The sequence below is a fragment of the Streptomyces sp. NPDC005820 genome, assembly GCF_040630255.1.
Classification (GTDB): domain Bacteria; phylum Actinomycetota; class Actinomycetes; order Streptomycetales; family Streptomycetaceae; genus Streptomyces.
Map to the genome: position 1 here is coordinate 138,008 of NZ_JBEXXE010000009.1, position 18,839 is coordinate 156,846.

Below are 18,839 nucleotides of genomic sequence, written 5' to 3' on the forward strand. Positions count from 1 at the left end.
GGTGGAGCCGTCATGTCGTTACCGCCGGGCCCGGCGCTGTCGTGGACGTCGTCCTTGCCCGTGACACGGCTTCGTGCCAGGCACTCAGACGGTGGGCGCGCTGCGCGGGCGACCACTGAGGGTGGTAGACGTCCGCCGCAATCGTCGTAGTGGTCAGGTTCTCCTCGGTGAACAGTCCGAGGGAGCACCCCGCAAGGTGCGCCGCGCCCAGGGCGGACATGGCACGGGCGTGGGGGCGGCGCAGGGTCCGCCCCGAGATGTCCGCCTGCAGTTGCATGAGCGTCGTGTTGTCAGTGGGGCCACCGTCCGCGAGCAGGGTGGCGACGGGGGTGCCGGGAGCGTCGAGCCCGGCCACGACGTCCTCGACCTGGAAGGCGATCGATTCGAGGGCGGCCCGGGCGAGCTCGGGCAGGCCCGCCGCGAAGGTGAGTCCGCAGACGAGCCCGGTGGCCTCGTTGTCCCACCAGGGCGCGCCGAGCCCACCGAAGGCCGGGACCAGGTGCACGCCCTCGGCATCCGGCGCCGCCCGTGCGGCGAGGTCGGCCTCGTCGGTGCCGAACAGGCCGGCGAGCCAGCGCAGCGTGGCGCCGGAGGAGCGGATGTTTCCTTCCAGAGCGTAGGCGGGTGCGCCGTCGTCCCAGGCGATGGTCAGGCTGAGGGGTGAGTGTTCCGCCTGTGCCGGGGTGTCGATCAGCCCCATGACGGACGAGCCCGTGCCGTACGTCACCTTCACGCTGCCGGGTGCGAAGACGCCGTGGCCGAAGAGGGCGGCGTGGGAGTCGCCCAGGACGGCGCCGACCGGGGTGCCGACCGGCACCGAGGCCAGTCCTCGTACGGTGGGGAAGGGGCCCGTCGAGGCCACGATCCGGGGCAGCACCTCACGGGGTACGCCGAAGACGTCCAGGAGTCGTTCGTCCCAGTGCCGGGTGTGTACGTCGAGGAGCTGGGTGCGGGAGGCGTTGCCGATCTCGATGATGTGTGCGGTGTGCCCGCTCAGCTGCCACAGCAGCCAGGAGTCGACGGTGCCCAGGCACAGCTCGCCGCGCCGGGACCGGGTGCGGTCCGGGTCGTACGTGTCGAGGAGCCACTGCGCCTTCAGGGCGCTGAACATCGGGTCCAGGGGCAGGCCGGTCGTCGTGCGGACGAGCGGGCCCAGTCCTTCGGCGAGCAGCTTGGCGCGGGCGGGAGCCGTGCGGCGGTCCTGCCAGCCGAGCACGGGTCCGAGCGGCTGCCCGCCGGCTCGTTCCCAGAGCAGGCACGATTCCCGCTGACTGGACACTCCGATGCCGGCCAGCTGGGTCCGGTCGCGTCCGGCCAGGCATGTCTCGACGGCTCGGGTCACGCTGCGCCAGATCTCCTCGGCGGACTGCTCCACCCAGCCGGGGTGCGGATGGGCGGCGCTGATCGGTACGGACGCCGAGCCCACGACGGAGCCGGCGCCGTCGATCAGCAGGGCCTTGGTGGCGGAGGTCCCCTGGTCGACGGCGAGGAGGAGCGGAGCGGACGTCATGACGCCGAGGATGGCAGACCGAGGGCCTCGCGCGCGGCGCGGTGCATGGCGCCGGCGGTCAGTCCGAAGTGTTCCAGCAGTCCTTCGGGGCTGCCGGTCGGTGCGAAGCCGGACACGCCCAGCAGCCGCAGCGGGACGGGGGAGTGCTGGCCGGTGAGCGAGGCGACGGCCGCGCCGAGGCCGCCGCTGACGGTGGCCTCCTCCGCCGTGACGATGGCCCCGGTCTCGGCGGCGGCCCGCAGGATCGCGGTCTCGTCGAGAGGGTCGACGAACGGGGTGTTGAGCACTCGGGCCGAGATGCCCTCGGCGGCCAACCGGTCGGCGGCGATCAGCGCGCGCGGAACCATCGTGCCGATGGCCACGAGGGTGACGTCGCTTCCCTCCCGCAGAGTCAGCGCGCGCCCCGGCGCGAAGGGGGCACCGGGAGGAGTCACGTCGGGCACCTTGAAGCGGGGGACGCGGAGATAGCTCGGCCCGTCGTGGGAGTGGGCCCAGCGGACGGCGGCGCGGGTCTGGGCGCGGTCGGTGGGCACGACCACGGTGAGGTCGGCGACCGCGCGGAGCCAGGACAGGTCTTCCACCGAGTGGTGCGTGGGGCCGAGTTCGCCGTACGCCATGCCGGGGCTCTGGCCGCACAGGATCACCTTGTGCCCGCTGTAGGCGCAGTCGGCCTTGATCTGCTCCAGCGCGCGGCCGGTCAGGAAGGGGCCGGCCGCGGAGACGAACGGTACACAGCCGGCGTTGGCGAGGCCCGCCCCGACGCCCACCATGTTCTGCTCCGCGATGCCGACGTTGATCAAGCGTTCGGGGAACTCGTCGCGGAACCCGGCGAGGTTGCTGGAGCCCACCGAGTCGTTGCACACGACGACCACGCGGCTGTCCTCGCGAGCGAGTGCGAGGAGTTCCTCCGCGAAGACCTGCCGGCAGTCGTAGGCGGGCGCATGGGCGACGGTCCCGGCCGTCGGGTCGGCCGTCCCCGCCGGGGAAGTGGTCTCGGTCATCGGGTCAGCTCCTCGACGGCGGCGCGTACCTGGTCCCGGTCGGGCACCTTGTGGTGCCATTCGGCGCGGTCCTCGATGAAGGAGACGCCCTTGCCCTTGACGGTGTGGGCGATGACGGCGACGGGCCGTCCGCTCGTCGAGGGGGCGAAGGCGGCGAGCAGGGCCGCGTGGTCGTGGCCGTCCGTCTCGCGCACCTCCCAGCGGAAGGCGGCCCACTTCTCCGCCAGCGGGTCGAGGGCGACGGTCTCCTCCGTGCGGGCTCCCTGCTGGAGCCGGTTCCGGTCGACGACGGCGTACAGCCCCGCCAGCTCCTGGTGTCCGGCGGTCATCGCCGCCTCCCAGTTGCTGCCCTCCTGCAGTTCCCCGTCACCGAGGACGACCACGGTCCGGCTGTCGTCCCCCCGCAGCCGGGCGCCGAGAGCGCAGCCGACCGCGACGGGAAGGCCGTGGCCGAGCGGGCCGGTGTTGGTCTCCACACCGGGCACCTTGCGGCGATTGGGATGCCCGTTCAGCGCGGACGCGGCGGTGGCGAAGCCGGCGAGTTCCGACCGCGGGAAGTATCCGCAATGGGCGAGCGTGGCGTAGAGGGCAGCGGCGGAGTGGCCCTTGCTCAGGATGAACCGGTCGCGTCCGGGTGCGTCGGGGTGCTCCGGATCGACGTCGACGACCGCTCCGAAGAGCGTGGCGAGGATGTCGGTGACGGAGAAGTCGCCGCCGATGTGCCCCATCCCCGCCTTGTCGATCATGTCGAGGACCATGAGGCGGATCTCTGCGGACATGGCGCGCAGTCGCTCGACGGTCTCGTGAGGGTGCTCGGAGGGGAGAGAGCGCCGTAGTCGGCGGTACTCCGCGGCTGCACCCGGATCAGCGGTCAACATCTCTGAATATCCATTCAGTGATTGATATCTATTACACCCGGATGGTGGAGGGTGTCTGCCGTGACCGTCAACCCCCTGCTGGAGGCCTTGACAGTCGGTCGAGTGCCGACCTAGCGTCCGGTCAGCCGAAAGGAAATAGAGTGAATAAAAATTCAGGAGTCGGCCATGAAGCCTGAGACGGCTCCCGTCGGCCGCACGTTCACCGGCGGTATGTGGACCTTCGGCCGGATCATCGACCGCTATGCCACCGACGGCTACGGGCCGACCGTGCCGACCCTGCGGGCCATCGAACTGGCTGCCGCCTCGGGGCAGTTGGTCGGCCTGGACCTCAACTACCCCTTCGACGAGGGGGTGACCGTCGACGACGTCGGCAAGGCCCTCACCGCGCACGGTCTGACGGCGGTCAACATCACGCCGGTGATCTACGACCGCGGCTTCCGCAGCGGCTCGTTCACCAGCGCCGACGCCTCCGCCCGCAGACGTGCCGTCGAACTCGCACACGAATCGGTCGAGGTGGCGGGCCGACTCGGAGCCCGCTACGTGAAGTTCTGGCCCGGTCAGGACGGTTACGACTACCCCTTCCAGGTCGACTACGCCGATCTGCGCCGCCACGCGATCGAGGGCATCCGGGACGTCGCCCGGAACTTCCCCGACGTCACCTTCGCCATCGAGTACAAGCTCAAAGAGCCCCGCAACCGTCTCTTCTGGTCGACCGCCGCCACCAGCCTGCTCGCCATCGAGCAGATGGGCGTGGACAACGTCGGCCTGGTCGTGGACTTCGGCCACTCACTCTTCGCCAAGGAGAATCCCGCCGAAGTCCTCACTCTCGCCCACTCCATGGGCCGTCTCGTCGACATCGAACTGGACGACAACTACCGGGAGTGGGACGACGATCTGACCGCCGGAGCACTCCACCTCGTGGAGACCCTGGAGTTCCTGCACGTGGTCCGGCAGATCGGCTGGGACGAGCCGCTGAAACTGGACCTCTTCCCCTACCGCGAGGACCCGGCGGACGCCGTCCGCGAATCCGTCGCCACCCTGCGCGCGCTGGAGGACAGGGCGGCCCGTCTGCCGCTGCCCGAACTGCGCGCCGCACAGTCCGCGCACGACGCCATGGCCGTCCAGCGCATCGTCCGCACGGCCCTGCTCGGCTGACACAGCCCGGCAGCCGACCGGTCGTCCCACCCTTCGTCTCCTCCGTACAACTCCACGTTCCCAAGGAATCAGGAATGCCCTACGGCCCCGAATCCGTCCTCGGCGACGTCCTGCGCGACAAGCAGGCCGAAGCCGTGGTGCGCAAGCACGTGCCCCGCCTCGACGACGAGCTGACGACGGTCCAGTTCAGATACGGAACGCTGCGGCAGCTTTCGTTCTTCATCGAGCGGCTGCGGACCGACCCCGAAGCGCAGGCCGCCCTCTACGCCGAACTCGCCACCGTCCCCGAAGCGGTCCGCGCACCCGTGTCCCCGGCCGCCGAGGTGGACGTCGTCCCGTCTCCCGACCACGAGTCGGCCGAGGTGCCCATCGGCAGCGCCCGGTGCGTGCGACAGGAAGCCGCGACGCGGTGGCGGACGTTCGAACTGGAGCTGCACGGGCCCGAGCACGGCAACCCCTTCACGGACGTCGCACTCCGGGCGGAGTTCCGCCACGGAGACCGCACGCTGACCGCGCACGGCTTCTACGACGGAGCGGGCACCTACCGCATCCGGTTCCTGCCGGACGAGGAGGGAACCTGGACCTTCCGCACCGCGAGCAACGCCCGCTCCCTGGATGCGGTCACCGGCACCTTCCACTGCGGCCCGGCCCGCCCGCACGATCACGGACCGGTACGGGTCCACGAACGATTCCATTTCCGCCACACCGACGGCACCCGCTACTTCCCGGTCGGGACCACCTCCTACGCCTGGACCCACCAGGGCGCCGAACTGGAGGAGCAGACCCTGCGGACCCTCGCCGGCGGCCCCTTCAACAAGATCCGGATGTGCGTCTTCCCGAAGTCGTACCTCTTCAACAGCAACGAACCACCCCTGTACCCCTTCGAGGGCACACCGGAGTCCGGCTGGGACTTCCGCCGGCCGAACCCCGCCTACTTCCGGCACCTGGAGGAGCGGATCGTCCAGCTCGGCGAGCTGGGCATCGAGGCCGACCTCATCCTCTTCCACGCGTACGACCGCTGGGGCTTCTCCGACATGAGCCCGGTCGCCGACGCACGCTATGTGCGCTACCTGGTCTCCCGGCTCGCCGCGCTGCCCAACGTCTGGTGGTCGCTGGCCAACGAGTACGACCTGGTGTGGTCCAAGGACACCGAGGACTGGCACCGGATCGCGGCCGTGATCCGCGCGCACGACCCGCACGGACACCTGATCAGCGTGCACGACTGCATCGACATCTGGGACAACGACGCCGAGTGGGTCACCCACTGCAGCATCCAGAAGCCCCCCGCGGGGACGGCGGACTGGCGTTCCCGGTGGGGGAAGCCGGTGGTGCTCGACGAACTGGGCTACGAGGGCGACATCGAACAGGGCTGGGGGAACCTCACGCCTGAGGAACTGGTCCGCCGCTTCTGGGAGGGCGTGGTCCGGGGTGGATACGTCACCCACGGAGAATGCTGGCTGGCCGACGACGACGTGCTGTGGTGGGCGAAGGGCGGTGTGCTCAAGGGCGAGAGCGCGGCGCGCATGGGATTCCTGCGCGCCATCCTCGAAGAACTTCCCGCCGACGTGCCCGGCATCGAACCGCTCCCGTCGCCTTTCGACTTCCCGCTCGGTGGAGTCAAGGGGCGCCGGCTGCTCGCCTACTTCGGCACCGGCCAACCCCGCCGACGGACCTTCCTGCTGCAACCCGGGGTCCGTTACCGGGCCGACGTCCTCGACACCTGGAACATGACGGTCAGCGAACTTCCCGGCACGTACGAAGGGGACTTCACACTCCCGCTGCCCGGCCGCCCGTACATCGCGGTCCGCCTGCGGGCGGTGGAGGACTGAGCATCCCGTGTGTGGGGCGACCGGTATGCACCACCAACGGCTTTTCGAAGTCGAACATCACGCCATGACCACCGAATTGGTCCATGAACGCGCGGTCGGTGTACCGCTTGTCGGTTCCGAGATCGCCGAGGACGTTGTGGGCGAGGCTTTCCGCGTCGAGTGGAACGATGCCGCCTTCGATGCTCGCGACGGTGACTTCGAGACTCCTTCTGTCTCAGGCCGGACGTTCAAGTCCCGTGACCTCCTCGATCCGCCACTCGTGCCGCCACTCGATCACCGGCATGTCCCCGTCGAAACGCAGCGGAAGCCAGACATGGTCGGCCACCGACGTGTCGAACTCCTGCGGCGGGAGGGACACTTCCGCCCCGCCGCTCTCCTTCTCGCCGAAGTAGCGGTGGAACGCCTCGGTCTGGTCGGACGCCTCCTCCGACAGATGGGGCAGCCAGCGGTCGGCGACCGCGATGTAGAGGTCCGGATGCGTCGGATGCCTGAAGACGGAGCTGATCTGGGACCGGAACGACGTGCCGCTCGCATCCGACGGGTGCGGGTCCCCGAGCACGGTGTACGGCCCGTGATAGGTGTCCGCCACCGCCACCTCGGAGCGGTTCGGGAAGTAGCCCGAAGTGCCGGAGGTGATCAGGTAGTGCCTGCCGTCGCGCCGGAAGTACGCGGGAGCCTCGCGCACCATCGGGGGGTGCCGGTGGGGGAAGTGTGTCGAGTAGTGGCCGGTGACGTCGGTGTAGTCGTCGGTGAGGTCGGCGCAGACGAGTTCGCTGTGCACACGCTCGAAGTAGTAGTAGCCCTTGCTGTCCACGGGGTCGACGACCAGATCGAAGTCGCCGGCGTCCATGCCTAGCGGACGGAGCCCGGTGCGGACGATGTCATAGGGGCCGAGAAGGGAGTCGGCCGTGAGGACCGTCGAGCGTTGGCCGCCGTCCTTGTCCATGATCTTGATCCAGCACACGTACTTTCCCGTGCGCGGATGGCGGACGATGTGCGGCCGGTCGACGAACTGCGACGGGTGCAGGGGCGACGAGGGGTCGTCGAGGATCGGGGGGATGATCAGCCCGCGGTCCTCCCAGTTGTAGAGGTCCGTCGACGAGTAGCAGCGAATGCCCCAGGTCCAGATGTCACTGCCGGGCTTGGAGTACTCCTTGTTCTCGCCGTACCAGTAGTAAGTGCCGTATTCGAACAGGAGGGAACCGCCATGCGCCTGGATGCGATTGCCGTTGGTGTCGAGCCAGATCCGGCCCGGGCGGATGGAGTCGTAGGTCTCAGGCACGTTCGGTCACCGTCTCGGAGAGGAAGGCCCTCTGGGCGCTGGTGAGTTCACGGGGCTCGCCCACCAGGTCGAGGGAGCCCGTCAGCCGTCGGTCGTCGGAGTCGAAGCCGAGGAAGAAGTCGACGCGCGCGGGTTCGACCGCGAACGCACGGGCGGCGTTGGTGTGGCCCAGCTGGGAGGCGGCGAGGCTGAACGTGACCCGGTGGGAGTCGCCCGGTTCCACCTCGATCCGGCGGAAGCCGGCCAGTTGCTGTGCGGGCCGGGTGACACCGCCCTTGCTGTTCACCCGGACGTAGAGCTGGACGACGGTGGCACCCGTCACCCGGCCGGTGTTGGTGACGGTGGTGGCGATCCGGATCGTCCCGTCGGTGTCGACCTGCGCGTCGTGCGACAGGTCGTCGAGAGTGAAGTCGGTGAAGCTCAGGCCGTGTGCGAAGGGGTAGAGGGGCGTGGCCTCCAGGTCGAGGTAGTGCCGGTCGACGCTCGGGGGCAGTGGGTTGCGGTAGCCGGAGCCGGCCTTCTGGTGGTGGTACACCGGGACCTGGCCGGAATGCCGGGGGATGCTGTAGGGCAGCTTGCCGCTGGGGTTCGTCACGCCGAAGAGGACCTCGGCGATCGCCTTCGGCCCGAACGGGCCTGCGTAGGATGCCATGACGATCGCCGGAGAGTCCCGGATCACCTCGGGCAGCGCGTAGGCACGGCCCTGTACCAGGACGACCACGAGGGGCTTGCCGGTGGCGGCGATGGCCTCCGCGAGCCGCGTCTGCGCGGCCGGCAGCGAGATGTCCGCCGTGTCGCTGGCCTCCCCCTCGGTGCGCTCCCCGGTGAACCACAGGCTCGCGCCGCCGAGCGCGAGCACCACCACGTCGGAGTCCTGGGCGATCTCCACCGCCCGTGCGACCGCGTCGTCCCCCAGCGACCGGGTCAGCGTGGTGCCCTGCTCCGTCCGCATCTGCCCGGCGAAGGCGGAGATCTCCTCCGCGATCGAGCGGGCGCCGAACCGGTCGTGGACCAGCTTTTCGGGGTCGGTGGGTGTCACGAGAGCCTTGTACCAGGGGGTGGTGACGTCGTCGGAGCCGAGCATGTTGCCGAGCTCCCCGCTCAGCACGGCATCCGTCGCCTCCCGCCACGCCGCGTAGGTGTAGGTCGCGAACTGGAGCTTCGCCGCGTCCGCGTGCGGACCGACCACGGCGACCTTCACCCCGTCGGCCAGGGGGAGGATGCCGTCGTTCTTGGCGAGGACGACCGACCGCCGGGCCAGCTCCTGCGACAGTTCCGTGCCCTCGGCCGCGACGGCCGCCACGTCGATGCGCTCCGCCGGATACGGGTTCTCGAACAGCCCGAGCTCGAACTTGGCCCGCAGCACCCGCCACACGCTGGTGTCGACGTCCGCGATGTCCGCGTTGCCCCGCCGGACCTCCTCGGCGAGCACCTGGCCGTAGCCGTACGGTTTGGGCATCTCGACGTCGAGTCCGGCCGCGATCGTGAGGCAGGCGGCCTCCGCGGGGGTGTCCGCCACCCGCTGGCGTTCGACCAGCTGGTCCAGGGTCGTGTAGTCCGACGACACGAAGCCGTCGAATCCGAGGACCCCGCGCAGCAGGTCGGTGAGCACCTCCCGTGAGGCGCCCACGGGGATGCCGTCCACGTCCCCGTAGGAGTTCATCACCGAACGCAGACCGGCGAGCTGGATCGCGGCCTCGAAGGGGTAGGCGAACAGATCCCTGGTCTGCCGCGCGCCTCCCTCGTACGCGGAGGTGTTGACGCCGCCGACCGGCAGGGCGTAGCCGAGGAAGTGCTTACCGGTGGCAAGGACGCCCTGGCGCAGGTCGTCGCCCTGCAGGCCGCGAGTGAAGGCGACACTGAGGGCAGCGGCCAGGTACGGGTCCTCGCCGTAGGTCTCGTGCACCCGGCCCCACCGCGGGTCGAGCGCCACGTCCATCACGGGGGACAGTGCGTGCCGCATGCCCGTGCGGATCATCTGGCGGCGGATCAGCTCGGTCATCTCCTGGACCAGATCCGGGCTCCAGGCCGCGGCCAGGCCCGTACCGGTGGGGAAGGACATGTGTCCGCCGGCGAGGAATCCGCTGAGCGCTTCCTGGTGGAACAGGATGGGAATGCCGAGCCGGGTCCGCTCGACGGCCTGCCGCTGCATGCTGCCGACCAACTGCGCGAGCTTCGCGGGGTTGTCGGTGATGAGCTGCGCGACATGCCCCGGCGGGTTCTGCAGCCACTGCTCGGCCTCGTCGGAGTCCGAACCGTCGGCGCGGACCAGGGTCCAGGGCATGACCGAGACGAGTTGGTGGCACTTCTCCTCGACCGTCAGCTCCCGCAGCAGCACGGTGGCGCGTTCGCCGGCGGGCAGGCGCAGGTCGCGGTGATCATTGCTGGCCATGTGGGTGTTCTTCCTGTGGTGCGGATCGGTGTCAGGCGGGGCGCAGGCCGAGGATCGCGTCCAGCCGCTGTTCCAGTGCCCTGGTCGCGGGGTTGACCTCGTGCGGTGCGAGGGCCTTCGGGACCACGGCCACCGGCGAATCGAGGTACGGGGCCAGACGGGAGGCGATGTCCGGTTCGCCGCCCGGGACGACGCCGGTGTCGACGGCCGACGCCACGACCCGGGACCAGATGCCCGCGTCGTCGAGCAGGTTGCGGACCGTGGCCACGGCGCCGGACCCCGTGTCGCCGGCCACCGGATCGGGCACATCCCAACGGTGGTCACCGTGTCCGACGGTCAGGGGCTCGTCCGCTCCGGGCAGATGTACGTGGGCCGTGGCACCGACCGGGACGCGTACGGTCAGGCGGAACGTTCCCGCGGACCTTTCCCAGGCGACATGGGCCGCGCCGTACGGAGTGATGTGACGGGCCGACGCGGACGTCAGGTCGGCGGAGGGGCGCGGCTGGACCAGGATCTCGCGGTAACCGGGCGCGGCGGGGGCCAGTCCGGCGACGGTGCGGTGGAGCCAGTCCGCCACGGCGCCGAGCGCGTAGTGGTTGAACGACGTCATCCCACCGGTGTTGACGCTGCCGTCGGGCAGCATGCTGTCCCAGCGCTCCCAGACGGTCGTGGCACCCATCGTCACCGGGTAGAGCCACGACGGGCACTGGGTCTGCAACAGCAGGCGGTAGGCGACCCCGACATGCCCGGTGGCGACCAGTGCGTCGGTCACCAGCGGCGTTCCCACGAAGCCGGTGCTGATGCGGAACGCGTTCGCACGCACCAGGTCCGCCAGCCTCCGCCCGGCGTGTTCGCGTTGCTCGGCGCTGGGCAGCAGCGCCCACTGGACGGCGAGGGCGTACACCGTCGGGGCGTCGGAGAGGATCCGGCCGCTTCGGGTGACATACGCGTGCGCGAACGCCCTACGTACCTCGGCCGCCAGGGCGGCGTACCGGTCGGCCTCGGCCGTGCGCCCGAGCACGCGCGCGGCCTCGGCCACGACCTCCGCCGAACGGGCCAGGTGCGCGGTGGCCACCACGTCGGGATCGGCCTTGGCGCGGGCGGCGTCCTCCGCGGGAGCCGTCGGGTCGAGCCAGTCGCCGAACTGGAAGCCGCCCGACCAGAGACGGTCGGGACCGGCGAGGCCTGCCACATGGTCGACCCAGGCGCGCATGCTGGGCAGTTGACGCTCCAGGAGCCCACGGTCGCCGGTGCGCAGATACAGCGTCCAGGGGACCAGAGCGGCGGCGTCGCCCCAGGCCGTCGCGGCGGGCGACGGGGTCCGGATCACGTCGGGTACCACGTACGGCACCGACCCGTCGGGCTGTTGTTCGGCGGCCAGGTCCGCCAGCCACGAGCTGAGGAATCCGGCGCTGTCGAACAGGAACACGGCCGTCGGCGCGAACACCTGGATGTCCCCGGTCCAGCCGAGCCGTTCGTCGCGCTGGGGGCAGTCCGTGGGGATGTCGACGAAGTTTCCGCGCATGCTCCACACCACGTTCTCGTGGAAGCGGTCGAGCAGAGCGTGGGAGGAGCTGAACCATCCTGTGCGGCGCAGGTCGGAGCCGATCACCACGGCGTGCACGTCCTCCGCGCGCAGACCGGGCACACCCGACACCTCCGCGTAGCGGAAGCCGTGGAAGGTGAGGGAAGGCTCCAGAGTCTCCTCGGTGGCGCCGCCGACGAGGTAGCTGTCGGTCGCCTCGGCCGTGCGCAGGGGAAGGGTGGCGAGTTCACCGTTCTCCAGGACCTCCGCGTGCCGGACCACGACCTCGCTGCCGGATGCCAGACCGCGTACGCGCAACCGCACCCAGCCCACCGCGTTCTGGCCGAAGTCGACCAGAGTGCGGCCGGCCGGTGACGTCCACACCTTCTCCGCGGGGAGAAGACAGCCGACCCGGACCGGCGGCCCCTCCGGTGCGACGAGGCGACCGAGGTCGCCCGGCACCACCTCCACGGCGCCGGCGGTCGTGTGCCAGCGCGCGTCGCGCCGCCGCAGGTCGGTGCGCTGACCGTCGTAGAGGTCGTCGGCGAGCACCTCGCTCTCCCGCGCGGTCCAGGTGCCGTCGGTGGCCAGTACGTGCACCTGACCATCGGCGGTGGTGACCTCCAACTGCGCCAGCAGGGCCAGCCGGTCACCGTACAGGGCGCGTTCGGCGTTGAAGCCCAGGCGTCCGCGGTACCAGCCGTTGCCCAGCAGCACGTCCAGCTCGTTGTCGCCCTCGCGTACCAGGTCCGTGACGTCGTACGTCTGGTAGCGCAGCCGGTGCTCGTACGCGGTCCAGCCCGGTGCGAGGACCTGGTCGCCGACGCGGTGACCGTTGAGGGTGGCGGTGTACAGGCCGTGCGCGGTGGCGTAGAGGCGGGCCCTGCGCACCTCGCCCGGCACACGCAGGGAGCCGTGCAGTACCGGTGCCGGCATCCGCAGGCCGCCGATGGCCACCGGGCTGACGAAGGCCGCGGACCAGTCGGAGGTGTCGAGCAGTCCGGCCTCCACGACGGAACGCTCGCTCCACTCGCTCCAGTCGGAGTCGTGCGCCACGCGCACGCGGACCGAGGCGAACTCACGGGATCCCAGCGGCGCGGCGGGCCAGGGCACCAGCACCTGTTCGGTGCTGTGCACCCGGTAGCGCTCGGCGCGTCCGCCGCGCAGGATCTCCACCTCGTAGGCGGTCTGCCGGTAGTCCGCGTCCGCGTGCGGGGTCGTCCAGGAAAGTCGGGGTGAGCCCGTTCCGATACCCCGCAGCGGGGAGCGGTCGGTGAGGTGCTCGAAGTGGGGTGCGTGGGGAGCGGCTGCCACGGCCATGCAAGTCTCCAGACTTTTCAGGCAGTCGGTGACCGGGCCTGGAGCAGGCTTCGCGGCCTTGCCCAGGAACGCCCGCGCGCGGTGATGAGCGCTGTGTGTCGGGCCGGTTTCGTATAACGTTCTACGCCGGGCAGCGTAGGGACCGCTGCTCCCACGTGTCAAGGGACGAGGGAGGACGTCGATCCATGAGAAAGCCGGTAGCGGCGGCGCTTGTAGCATGGCGCGCATGGACACCAGCTCTGCTGACGGGGGGCGGGGCGAGATGACCGCCGCACAGGACGGACAGGAGCGGCGGGGTGGCCGCGTCGGCAGGAGTCCGGGGGCCTCCGGCGTGCGCCGCGTCACCATTCAGGACGTGGCCAGGGAGGCGCAGGTCTCCGTGTCGGCGGTGTCGAAGGTTCTCCGCGACGCCTATGGCGTCAGTCCCGAGATGCGGGCCAAGGTCACCGCCGCGATCGAGAAGCTGGGGTACCGCCCGCAGGCGGGCGCCCGTGCGATGCGCGGCCGTTCGTACACGGTGGGCGTCATGCTCGTGGCGCTGTCGCATCCGTTCCAGCCGGAGATCGTCGAGGGCGTCACGGACGAACTGGAACCGACCCCCTACCAGGAGATACTCGTCACCGGCGGGCTCGAACGGGAACGTCAGCAGCGCAGCGTCGAGGCGCTGATGGACCGGGGTGTCGACGGCCTCGTCATCATCTCGCCGGCCATGAGCACGTCCTGGCTGGACCGTCTCGGGGCGAGCCTGCCCACGGTGGTCGTCGCCCGGCACGGCGGTGCGGCCGGCTACGACACCGTCGTGGACGACGACCAGGGCGGAGCGCGTCTCATGGTCGATCACCTCGTGGGCCTCGGTCATCGGCGCATCGTGCACACGACTCACCCCATGGGCGGGCTGGAACGTCCGCACGTCCTCGCGCACACCGCGCGGCTGGACGGCTTCGTGGCGGCGATGAAACGGCACGGCCTGGAACCGGACGTCATCGAGACGTCCTTCACCGAGGAAGGCGGACACCGCGCCGCGCTCGAAGCCCTCTCCAGACCCACGCCGCCCACCGCGATCTTCGCCGGCGCCGACATCGCCGCCCTCGGCGTGCTGCGGGCGGCGGAGGAACGTGGCCTGCGGGTGCCCGAAGACCTCACCGTGACCGGATACGACAACGTCAACGCCTCGTCGATCGGCAGGGTCTCCCTCACCACCGTCGACCAGTCCGGCCACCTCACCGGCCAGATGAGCGCCCGCCTCCTCCTGGAACGGCTGGAAGGCCGCACCCAGCCCGTCCACTACGTCGTGGCGCCTCGGCTCCTGCCGCGCGGGACCAGTGCGGCTCCCGCGGCCGGGGCCCGGGTGCCGAAGAGACTCGGCTGAGCGCTGCTGCGTTGCCGGCACGTATCCTCCCTGCTCAACCGGGGTTGCCGCGTCGGCGGTGACTCGTGTCCGTACGTCGGCGAGTGCGAACACAAGGCTACGGGTGCGTTGCGGAACCGTTACCCACGCGGGCCGGAGCACCCTCTTGACGCGGCCGAATCGGCTCCGTACGTTGCCGCGTAGAACGTTGTACACCCTCTTCTTTCCGTCCAGTCTGCGCCGGTCTGTCCCGAGGCGCTGGGACGATTTCCCGCCAGGTGGCACATGGCCCCGGCGGCACCCTCATTAGCGTCCGAAGGAGTCAACGATGAGGCGCACCATTCGGCCCGCTCACAGAGCGGTCACCATGATCACGGCCGTGGCCGCACTCGCCGCGTTGAGCGGCTGTACCGATGCCGGCTCCAGCGCGGGGAACGAGGGCGGCGGAAAGACCAAGAGCACCCTCACGCTCGGCATGAGCCAGGACATCCAGGGCTGGGACCCCACCAACCAGCCCAGCTACCAGGGCTGGGGCGCGTCCGCCGTCTACGACACCCTGCTCCGCTGCGATGGGCAGGGCAAGCCCCGGCCGGGTGCCGCGAAGTCCTGGGACCTGAACCCGGACAACACCGGCGGAACGTTCACCCTTCACCCGGGGATGAAGTTCTCGGACGGCACCCCCGTGAACGCCGAGGCGGTGAAGGCGTCGATCGAATACGGGCGCGACCATGGCGCCGGCGCGGCCCGGTTGGCCGGCTGGGAAATCTCCACACAGGGCGATCTCGCCGTCAAGATCACCCTGAAGCCGAATCCGATGTTCGTCGCCCGTCTGTGCGACGTCAGAATGGCGAGTCCGAAGTACCTGGCCTCCGGCAAACTCAACAAGGCCCCGGTCGGCTCCGGCCCCTACACGCTCGACACCTCGGCGACCACCGCCGGCTCGGTGTACACCTTCGTCAAGAACGACGGCTACTGGGACTCCAAGACCTTCCCGTACAAGAAGCTCGTCCTGAAGGTGCTCACCAACGAGACCGCGGCGATCAACGCCCTCAAGACGGGACAGATCGACGGCTCCCTGATCACCCAGGCGACCTACAGCCAGGCCGAGGCCGCCAAGCTGAAGATCCAGTCGCAGAAGTCCCAGGTGACCCGGCTGCTGCTGACGGACCACCTCGGCAAGAAGGTCCCGGCTCTCGGCAACGTCGACGTGCGCCGCGCGATGAACATGGTCTTCGACAAGGAGGCCATCGCGAAGAACATTTACCGCGGCCTGGCCGACCCGACCGCCCAGATCTTCCGCCCGGGCAGCGCGGCGTACATCGACGGCCTCAAGGACCCCTACCCCTTCGACGTCAAGGCCGCGAAGGCCCTGATGAAGAAGGCGGGATACCCGAAGGGTTTCACGCTGGAGATACCGTTCATGCAGGGCCAGAACCTCGAACCGCTGATGCCGGTCGTCATCCAGCAGCTGGGCCTGCTGAACATCAAGGTCAAGCAGGTCAACCTGACCGGTCCCAACGCCATCAGCGAACTGCTCAGCGGCAAGTACCCCGCCCCGTTCTGGCAGCTCGGCAACTACGGTGACTCGGTCCTGGACATCAGCGACTACCTGCTGCCCGACGGCATCTGGAACGTGATGCACCAGAAGGACGCGACGGTGGCCAAGGGCTGGGACAAGATCCTGACCGGCGGCCCGGCCGAGTCCGCCAAGGAGCAGCAGGCCCTCAACCGCTACGTCGTCGACCAGGCCTGGTTCGTGCCCATGGTGCAGGCGAGCATGCACTACGCCTACAACCCGAAGGTCAATGTCCGCCCGTCCACCGACCCGAGTGGTCTGCACCCCATGCTGTGGGACTTCCAGTAGGCCGACGGACGGGAACGATTGGAGCCGCAGGTGTTGGGTGCAGTACTGAGGAAACTGGTCCGCTCGGCGAGCGTGCTGCTTCTCGTCAGCTTCGCGACCTTCGCCCTGATGTACGGCAACGGGACGGGCATCGCGCGGTCGGTCCTCGGAGTGAGAGCGACCGAGAGCGACGTCCGGGCCGAGGTGGTCAAGCTGGGGCTGGACAAGCCGCTGCTGGTCCAGTATGGGGACTGGCTCAAGGGGGTTGTCACCGGTGACCTCGGCGAGTCCTTCTTCACGGGCGAGTCCGTGACATCCGCCCTTTCCTCCCGGGTGCCGGTGACCCTGGCTCTCATCGTGCTGACGATCGTGCTGACGACGGCGGTGAGCGTCCTCATCGGGGTCGCCGCCGCCGTCCGCGGCGGATGGATCGACCGGATGGTGCAGGTCATGTCGGTCCTGGGCGCGGCCATACCGCCCTTCATCATCGGCATCGGTCTCGTCTTCGCCTTCGCCGTCTCGATCCGGATGTTCCCGGCGACGGGGTACGTCTCGCCGGACCAGAGCCTCGGCGGGTGGCTCGAATCGATCGCCCTCCCGGTGATCGCGCTGCTCATCGGCTCCGTCGCCAACGCCGCCGCACAGTTCCGCGGAGCGGTCCTCGACACGCTGTCGCAGGATTTCGTCCGCACCCTGCGGGCACGCGGCATCCCCGAGTCACGGGTGGTCTTCCGGCACGTGCTGCGCAACGCCGCCGGTCCCGGACTGACCACCCTGAGCCTGCAGACCCTCGGACTCATCGGCGGGGCGGTGATCATCGAGTCGGTGTTCGCGCTGCCGGGCCTGGGCGACCTCAGCAACACCTCCGCCCAGAAGGGCGACGTGCCGCTGGTCATGGGATGCGTGCTGGTGACCATCCTCGTCGTCCTCGTCGTCAACCTGCTGGGCGACCTCGTCACGGCAGCGGTCAACCCGAAAGCGAGGAAGCGATGACCACGACGCCCCCGCTGACCACGGCCGGGCCCGCCCAGCCGGCCGCCAAGGGAGCCTCGCTCGTCAGAAGGCTGCTCACCAACCCGCAGGCCCTCGTCTGCCTGACCTTCCTGATCTGCGTCGCGTTCGCGGGACTGGCCAGTCCCTGGCTGGCCCCGCACGGCCAGAACGTGACGGACGTCAACTCGGTGAACACCTCACCGTTCTCCGCCGGGCACCTCCTCGGGACGGACTCGACGGGACGGGACATCCTGTCCCGGCTCATGAGCGGCACCCAGCAGACCCTGATCGCCTGTGTGGTGGTGCTCCTCGTCTCCATGGTGCTCGGAGTGACCACCGGTCTCGTCGCCGGTTTCTACCGGGGCAGGGTCGACGCCGTGTCGAACTGGGCCTCCGACGTGGTCATGGCCACCCCCGGCATCATCCTGCTCATCGCGCTCTACACGCGGACCGGGGCGAACATCGTGGCGGCGATGGCCACCTACGGGCTCATCGTCGCACCGTCCTACTTCCGCCTGGTCAGGAACGTCGTCCTCGGGGTCCGCAGCGAGCTGTACGTGGACGCGGCCAAGGTGGTCGGACTCTCCGATCTGCGGATCGTCGGCCGCCATGTGCTCTGGGCCGTCCGCGCGCCCGTGATCATCCAGAGTGCGTTCGTCCTGGCCTCGGCGATCAGCATCGAGGCCGGACTGGGCTTCCTCGGCCTGAGCGACCCGACCAAGGCATCCTGGGGCGGAGTTCTCCAGGAGGCGTTCGGAAACATCTACAACAACAAGGCCGGCGTCCTGTGGCCCGCGCTCCTCATCAGCCTGACCGTCCTGGCGCTCGTCCTGCTGGGCAACGCCCTGCGTGACGTGCTCCAGTCGTCCGCCCACAGCAAGACTGTGACCCCGAGCCGGCGCCGCGAACTGATCCGGCAGGCGCGGGAGCGGACGGCGGGCGAGGAGACGACGACCGCTCCGGCGGACACGGTGCTGTCGGTACGCGGCCTGCGCATCGGCTACCCGGACGGCGAGGACGGGGTGAACGAGGTGGTGCACGGCGTCGACCTCGACGTACGGCGCGGAGAGATCCACGGGCTGGTCGGCGAGTCCGGGTCCGGCAAGTCGCAGATCGCCTTCTCCACCCTCGGCATCCTGCCCCGCGAGGCGGTCGTCCTGGGCGGCAGCATCGTCCTCGACGGCAAGGATCTGCTCGCCGACGAGCAGCACATGCGTGAGGCGCGCGGCCGGCGGATCGCCTACGTACCGCAGGAACCCATGTCGAACCTCGACAGCTGCTTCACGGTGGGCGCGCAGCTCACGTACGGCCTGCGCGCGGTGAAGGACATCACGAAGCGGGAGGCGGAACAGGAACTGCTGGCCCTCCTCGCGCGGGTCGGGATCAAGAACCCGGAACGGGTCTTCGGGCAGTACCCGCACGAGATCTCCGGCGGCATGGCCCAGCGCGTCCTCATCTGCGGCGCGATCGCCTCGGGCCCGGACCTGATCGTGGCGGACGAGCCGACCACCGCCCTGGACGTGACCGTTCAGGCGGAGGTACTCGAACTGCTCCGCGAGCTGCGGGACGAACGCGGCCTCGCCGTGATCCTCGTGACGCACAATCTGGGCGTCGTGGCGGACCTCTGCGACCGGGTCAGCGTGATGAAGGACGGACACATCGTGGAGCGCAGTGATGTGGACGCGCTCTTCGAGGCGCCCGCCGAGGCGTACACAAGGGAACTGCTCTCGTCGGCACGCCGTGTCGAGATCGCGGAGGTGTGA

12 protein-coding genes are annotated in these 18,839 nt (G+C 69.7%); 6 read left to right on the forward strand and 6 right to left on the reverse strand.

All coding sequences use genetic code 11. The features are described from left to right. Nucleotides 1–10: 10 nt before the first annotated feature. From ABZ464_RS13440 to ABZ464_RS13450, 3 genes are read right to left on the reverse strand one after another with little or no spacing between them, the layout of a single operon-like run. Nucleotides 11–1,510, reverse strand: a complete 1,500-nt coding sequence (locus tag ABZ464_RS13440) for an FGGY family carbohydrate kinase (protein WP_359275339.1) — start codon at nt 1,508–1,510, stop codon at nt 11–13. Next, nucleotides 1,507–2,511, reverse strand: coding sequence for a transketolase C-terminal domain-containing protein (locus ABZ464_RS13445; protein WP_359275342.1), 1,005 nt, complete (start codon nt 2,509–2,511; stop codon nt 1,507–1,509). The genes ABZ464_RS13440 and ABZ464_RS13445 overlap by 4 nt, the downstream gene beginning before the upstream one ends. Continuing rightward, entirely contained in the window at nt 2,508–3,389 is an 882-nt protein-coding gene (locus ABZ464_RS13450) for a transketolase (protein ID WP_359275345.1), read from the reverse strand. Before ABZ464_RS13450 ends, ABZ464_RS13445 begins: the two co-directional genes overlap by 4 nt. Nucleotides 3,390–3,554: 165 nt before the next feature. On the opposite strand from ABZ464_RS13450, the gene ABZ464_RS13455 reads away from it, so the two are divergent. Both ABZ464_RS13455 and ABZ464_RS13460 read left to right on the forward strand, forming a co-directional pair. Continuing rightward, entirely contained in the window at nt 3,555–4,544 is a 990-nt protein-coding gene (locus ABZ464_RS13455; protein ID WP_359275348.1) for a TIM barrel protein, read from the forward strand. Between the two features lie 74 nt (nt 4,545–4,618). After that, entirely contained in the window at nt 4,619–6,373 is a 1,755-nt protein-coding gene (locus tag ABZ464_RS13460; RefSeq protein ID WP_359275352.1) for a DUF5060 domain-containing protein, read from the forward strand. A gap of 214 nt (nt 6,374–6,587) precedes the next feature. Here the strand turns inward: ABZ464_RS13460 and ABZ464_RS13465 are convergent, their stop codons facing one another. Genes ABZ464_RS13465 through ABZ464_RS13475 form a run of 3 tightly spaced genes read right to left on the reverse strand, consistent with a single transcriptional unit; the run spans nt 6,588 to nt 12,892 of the window. Then, complete coding sequence (locus ABZ464_RS13465; protein WP_359275355.1) at nt 6,588–7,655, reverse strand: family 43 glycosylhydrolase; 1,068 nt, start codon at nt 7,653–7,655, stop codon at nt 6,588–6,590. Further along, nucleotides 7,648–10,047: a glycoside hydrolase family 3 N-terminal domain-containing protein gene (locus tag ABZ464_RS13470; RefSeq protein WP_359275358.1), complete on the reverse strand. Its 2,400-nt coding sequence runs from the start codon at nt 10,045–10,047 to the stop codon at nt 7,648–7,650. The genes ABZ464_RS13465 and ABZ464_RS13470 overlap by 8 nt, the downstream gene beginning before the upstream one ends. 31 nt (nt 10,048–10,078) lie before the next feature. Then, entirely contained in the window at nt 10,079–12,892 is a 2,814-nt protein-coding gene (locus ABZ464_RS13475; RefSeq protein WP_359275361.1) for a glycoside hydrolase family 78 protein, read from the reverse strand. A 226-nt stretch (nt 12,893–13,118) separates the two neighbouring features. Between ABZ464_RS13475 and ABZ464_RS13480 the strand changes: the two genes are divergently transcribed. The 4 genes from ABZ464_RS13480 to ABZ464_RS13495 all read left to right on the forward strand — a co-directional run bounded on the left by ABZ464_RS13480 (nt 13,119) and on the right by ABZ464_RS13495 (nt 18,839). Continuing rightward, complete coding sequence (locus tag ABZ464_RS13480; protein ID WP_359275364.1) at nt 13,119–14,261, forward strand: LacI family DNA-binding transcriptional regulator; 1,143 nt, start codon at nt 13,119–13,121, stop codon at nt 14,259–14,261. A gap of 307 nt (nt 14,262–14,568) precedes the next feature. After that, the gene (locus ABZ464_RS13485; RefSeq protein WP_359275367.1) at nt 14,569–16,104 is read left to right on the forward strand and encodes an ABC transporter substrate-binding protein; all 1,536 of its coding nucleotides are present in this window, start codon (nt 14,569–14,571) and stop codon (nt 16,102–16,104) included. Nucleotides 16,105–16,134: 30 nt separating this feature from the next. After that, on the forward strand, nt 16,135–17,076 hold the full coding sequence (locus ABZ464_RS13490) for an ABC transporter permease (protein WP_359275370.1): 942 nt from the start codon (nt 16,135–16,137) through the stop codon (nt 17,074–17,076). Continuing rightward, on the forward strand, nt 17,073–18,839 hold the full coding sequence (locus ABZ464_RS13495; RefSeq protein ID WP_359275373.1) for a dipeptide/oligopeptide/nickel ABC transporter permease/ATP-binding protein: 1,767 nt from the start codon (nt 17,073–17,075) through the stop codon (nt 18,837–18,839). The genes ABZ464_RS13490 and ABZ464_RS13495 overlap by 4 nt, the downstream gene beginning before the upstream one ends.

Bases quoted from the DNA above. Each gene is read 5' to 3' on its own strand.
- ABZ464_RS13470 (WP_359275358.1), bottom strand. From the start codon at position 10,047: ATGGCCAGCAATGATCACCGCGACCTGCGCCTGCCCGCCGGCGAACGC.
- ABZ464_RS13485 (WP_359275367.1), top strand. From the start codon at position 14,569: ATGAGGCGCACCATTCGGCCCGCTCACAGAGCGGTCACCATGATCACG.
- ABZ464_RS13440 (WP_359275339.1), bottom strand. From the start codon at position 1,510: ATGACGTCCGCTCCGCTCCTCCTCGCCGTCGACCAGGGGACCTCCGCC.
- ABZ464_RS13480 (WP_359275364.1), top strand. From the start codon at position 13,119: ATGGACACCAGCTCTGCTGACGGGGGGCGGGGCGAGATGACCGCCGCA.
- ABZ464_RS13445 (WP_359275342.1), bottom strand. From the start codon at position 2,511: ATGACCGAGACCACTTCCCCGGCGGGGACGGCCGACCCGACGGCCGGG.
- ABZ464_RS13450 (WP_359275345.1), bottom strand. From the start codon at position 3,389: ATGTTGACCGCTGATCCGGGTGCAGCCGCGGAGTACCGCCGACTACGG.
- ABZ464_RS13455 (WP_359275348.1), top strand. From the start codon at position 3,555: ATGAAGCCTGAGACGGCTCCCGTCGGCCGCACGTTCACCGGCGGTATG.
- ABZ464_RS13475 (WP_359275361.1), bottom strand. From the start codon at position 12,892: ATGGCCGTGGCAGCCGCTCCCCACGCACCCCACTTCGAGCACCTCACC.
- ABZ464_RS13460 (WP_359275352.1), top strand. From the start codon at position 4,619: ATGCCCTACGGCCCCGAATCCGTCCTCGGCGACGTCCTGCGCGACAAG.
- ABZ464_RS13495 (WP_359275373.1), top strand. From the start codon at position 17,073: ATGACCACGACGCCCCCGCTGACCACGGCCGGGCCCGCCCAGCCGGCC.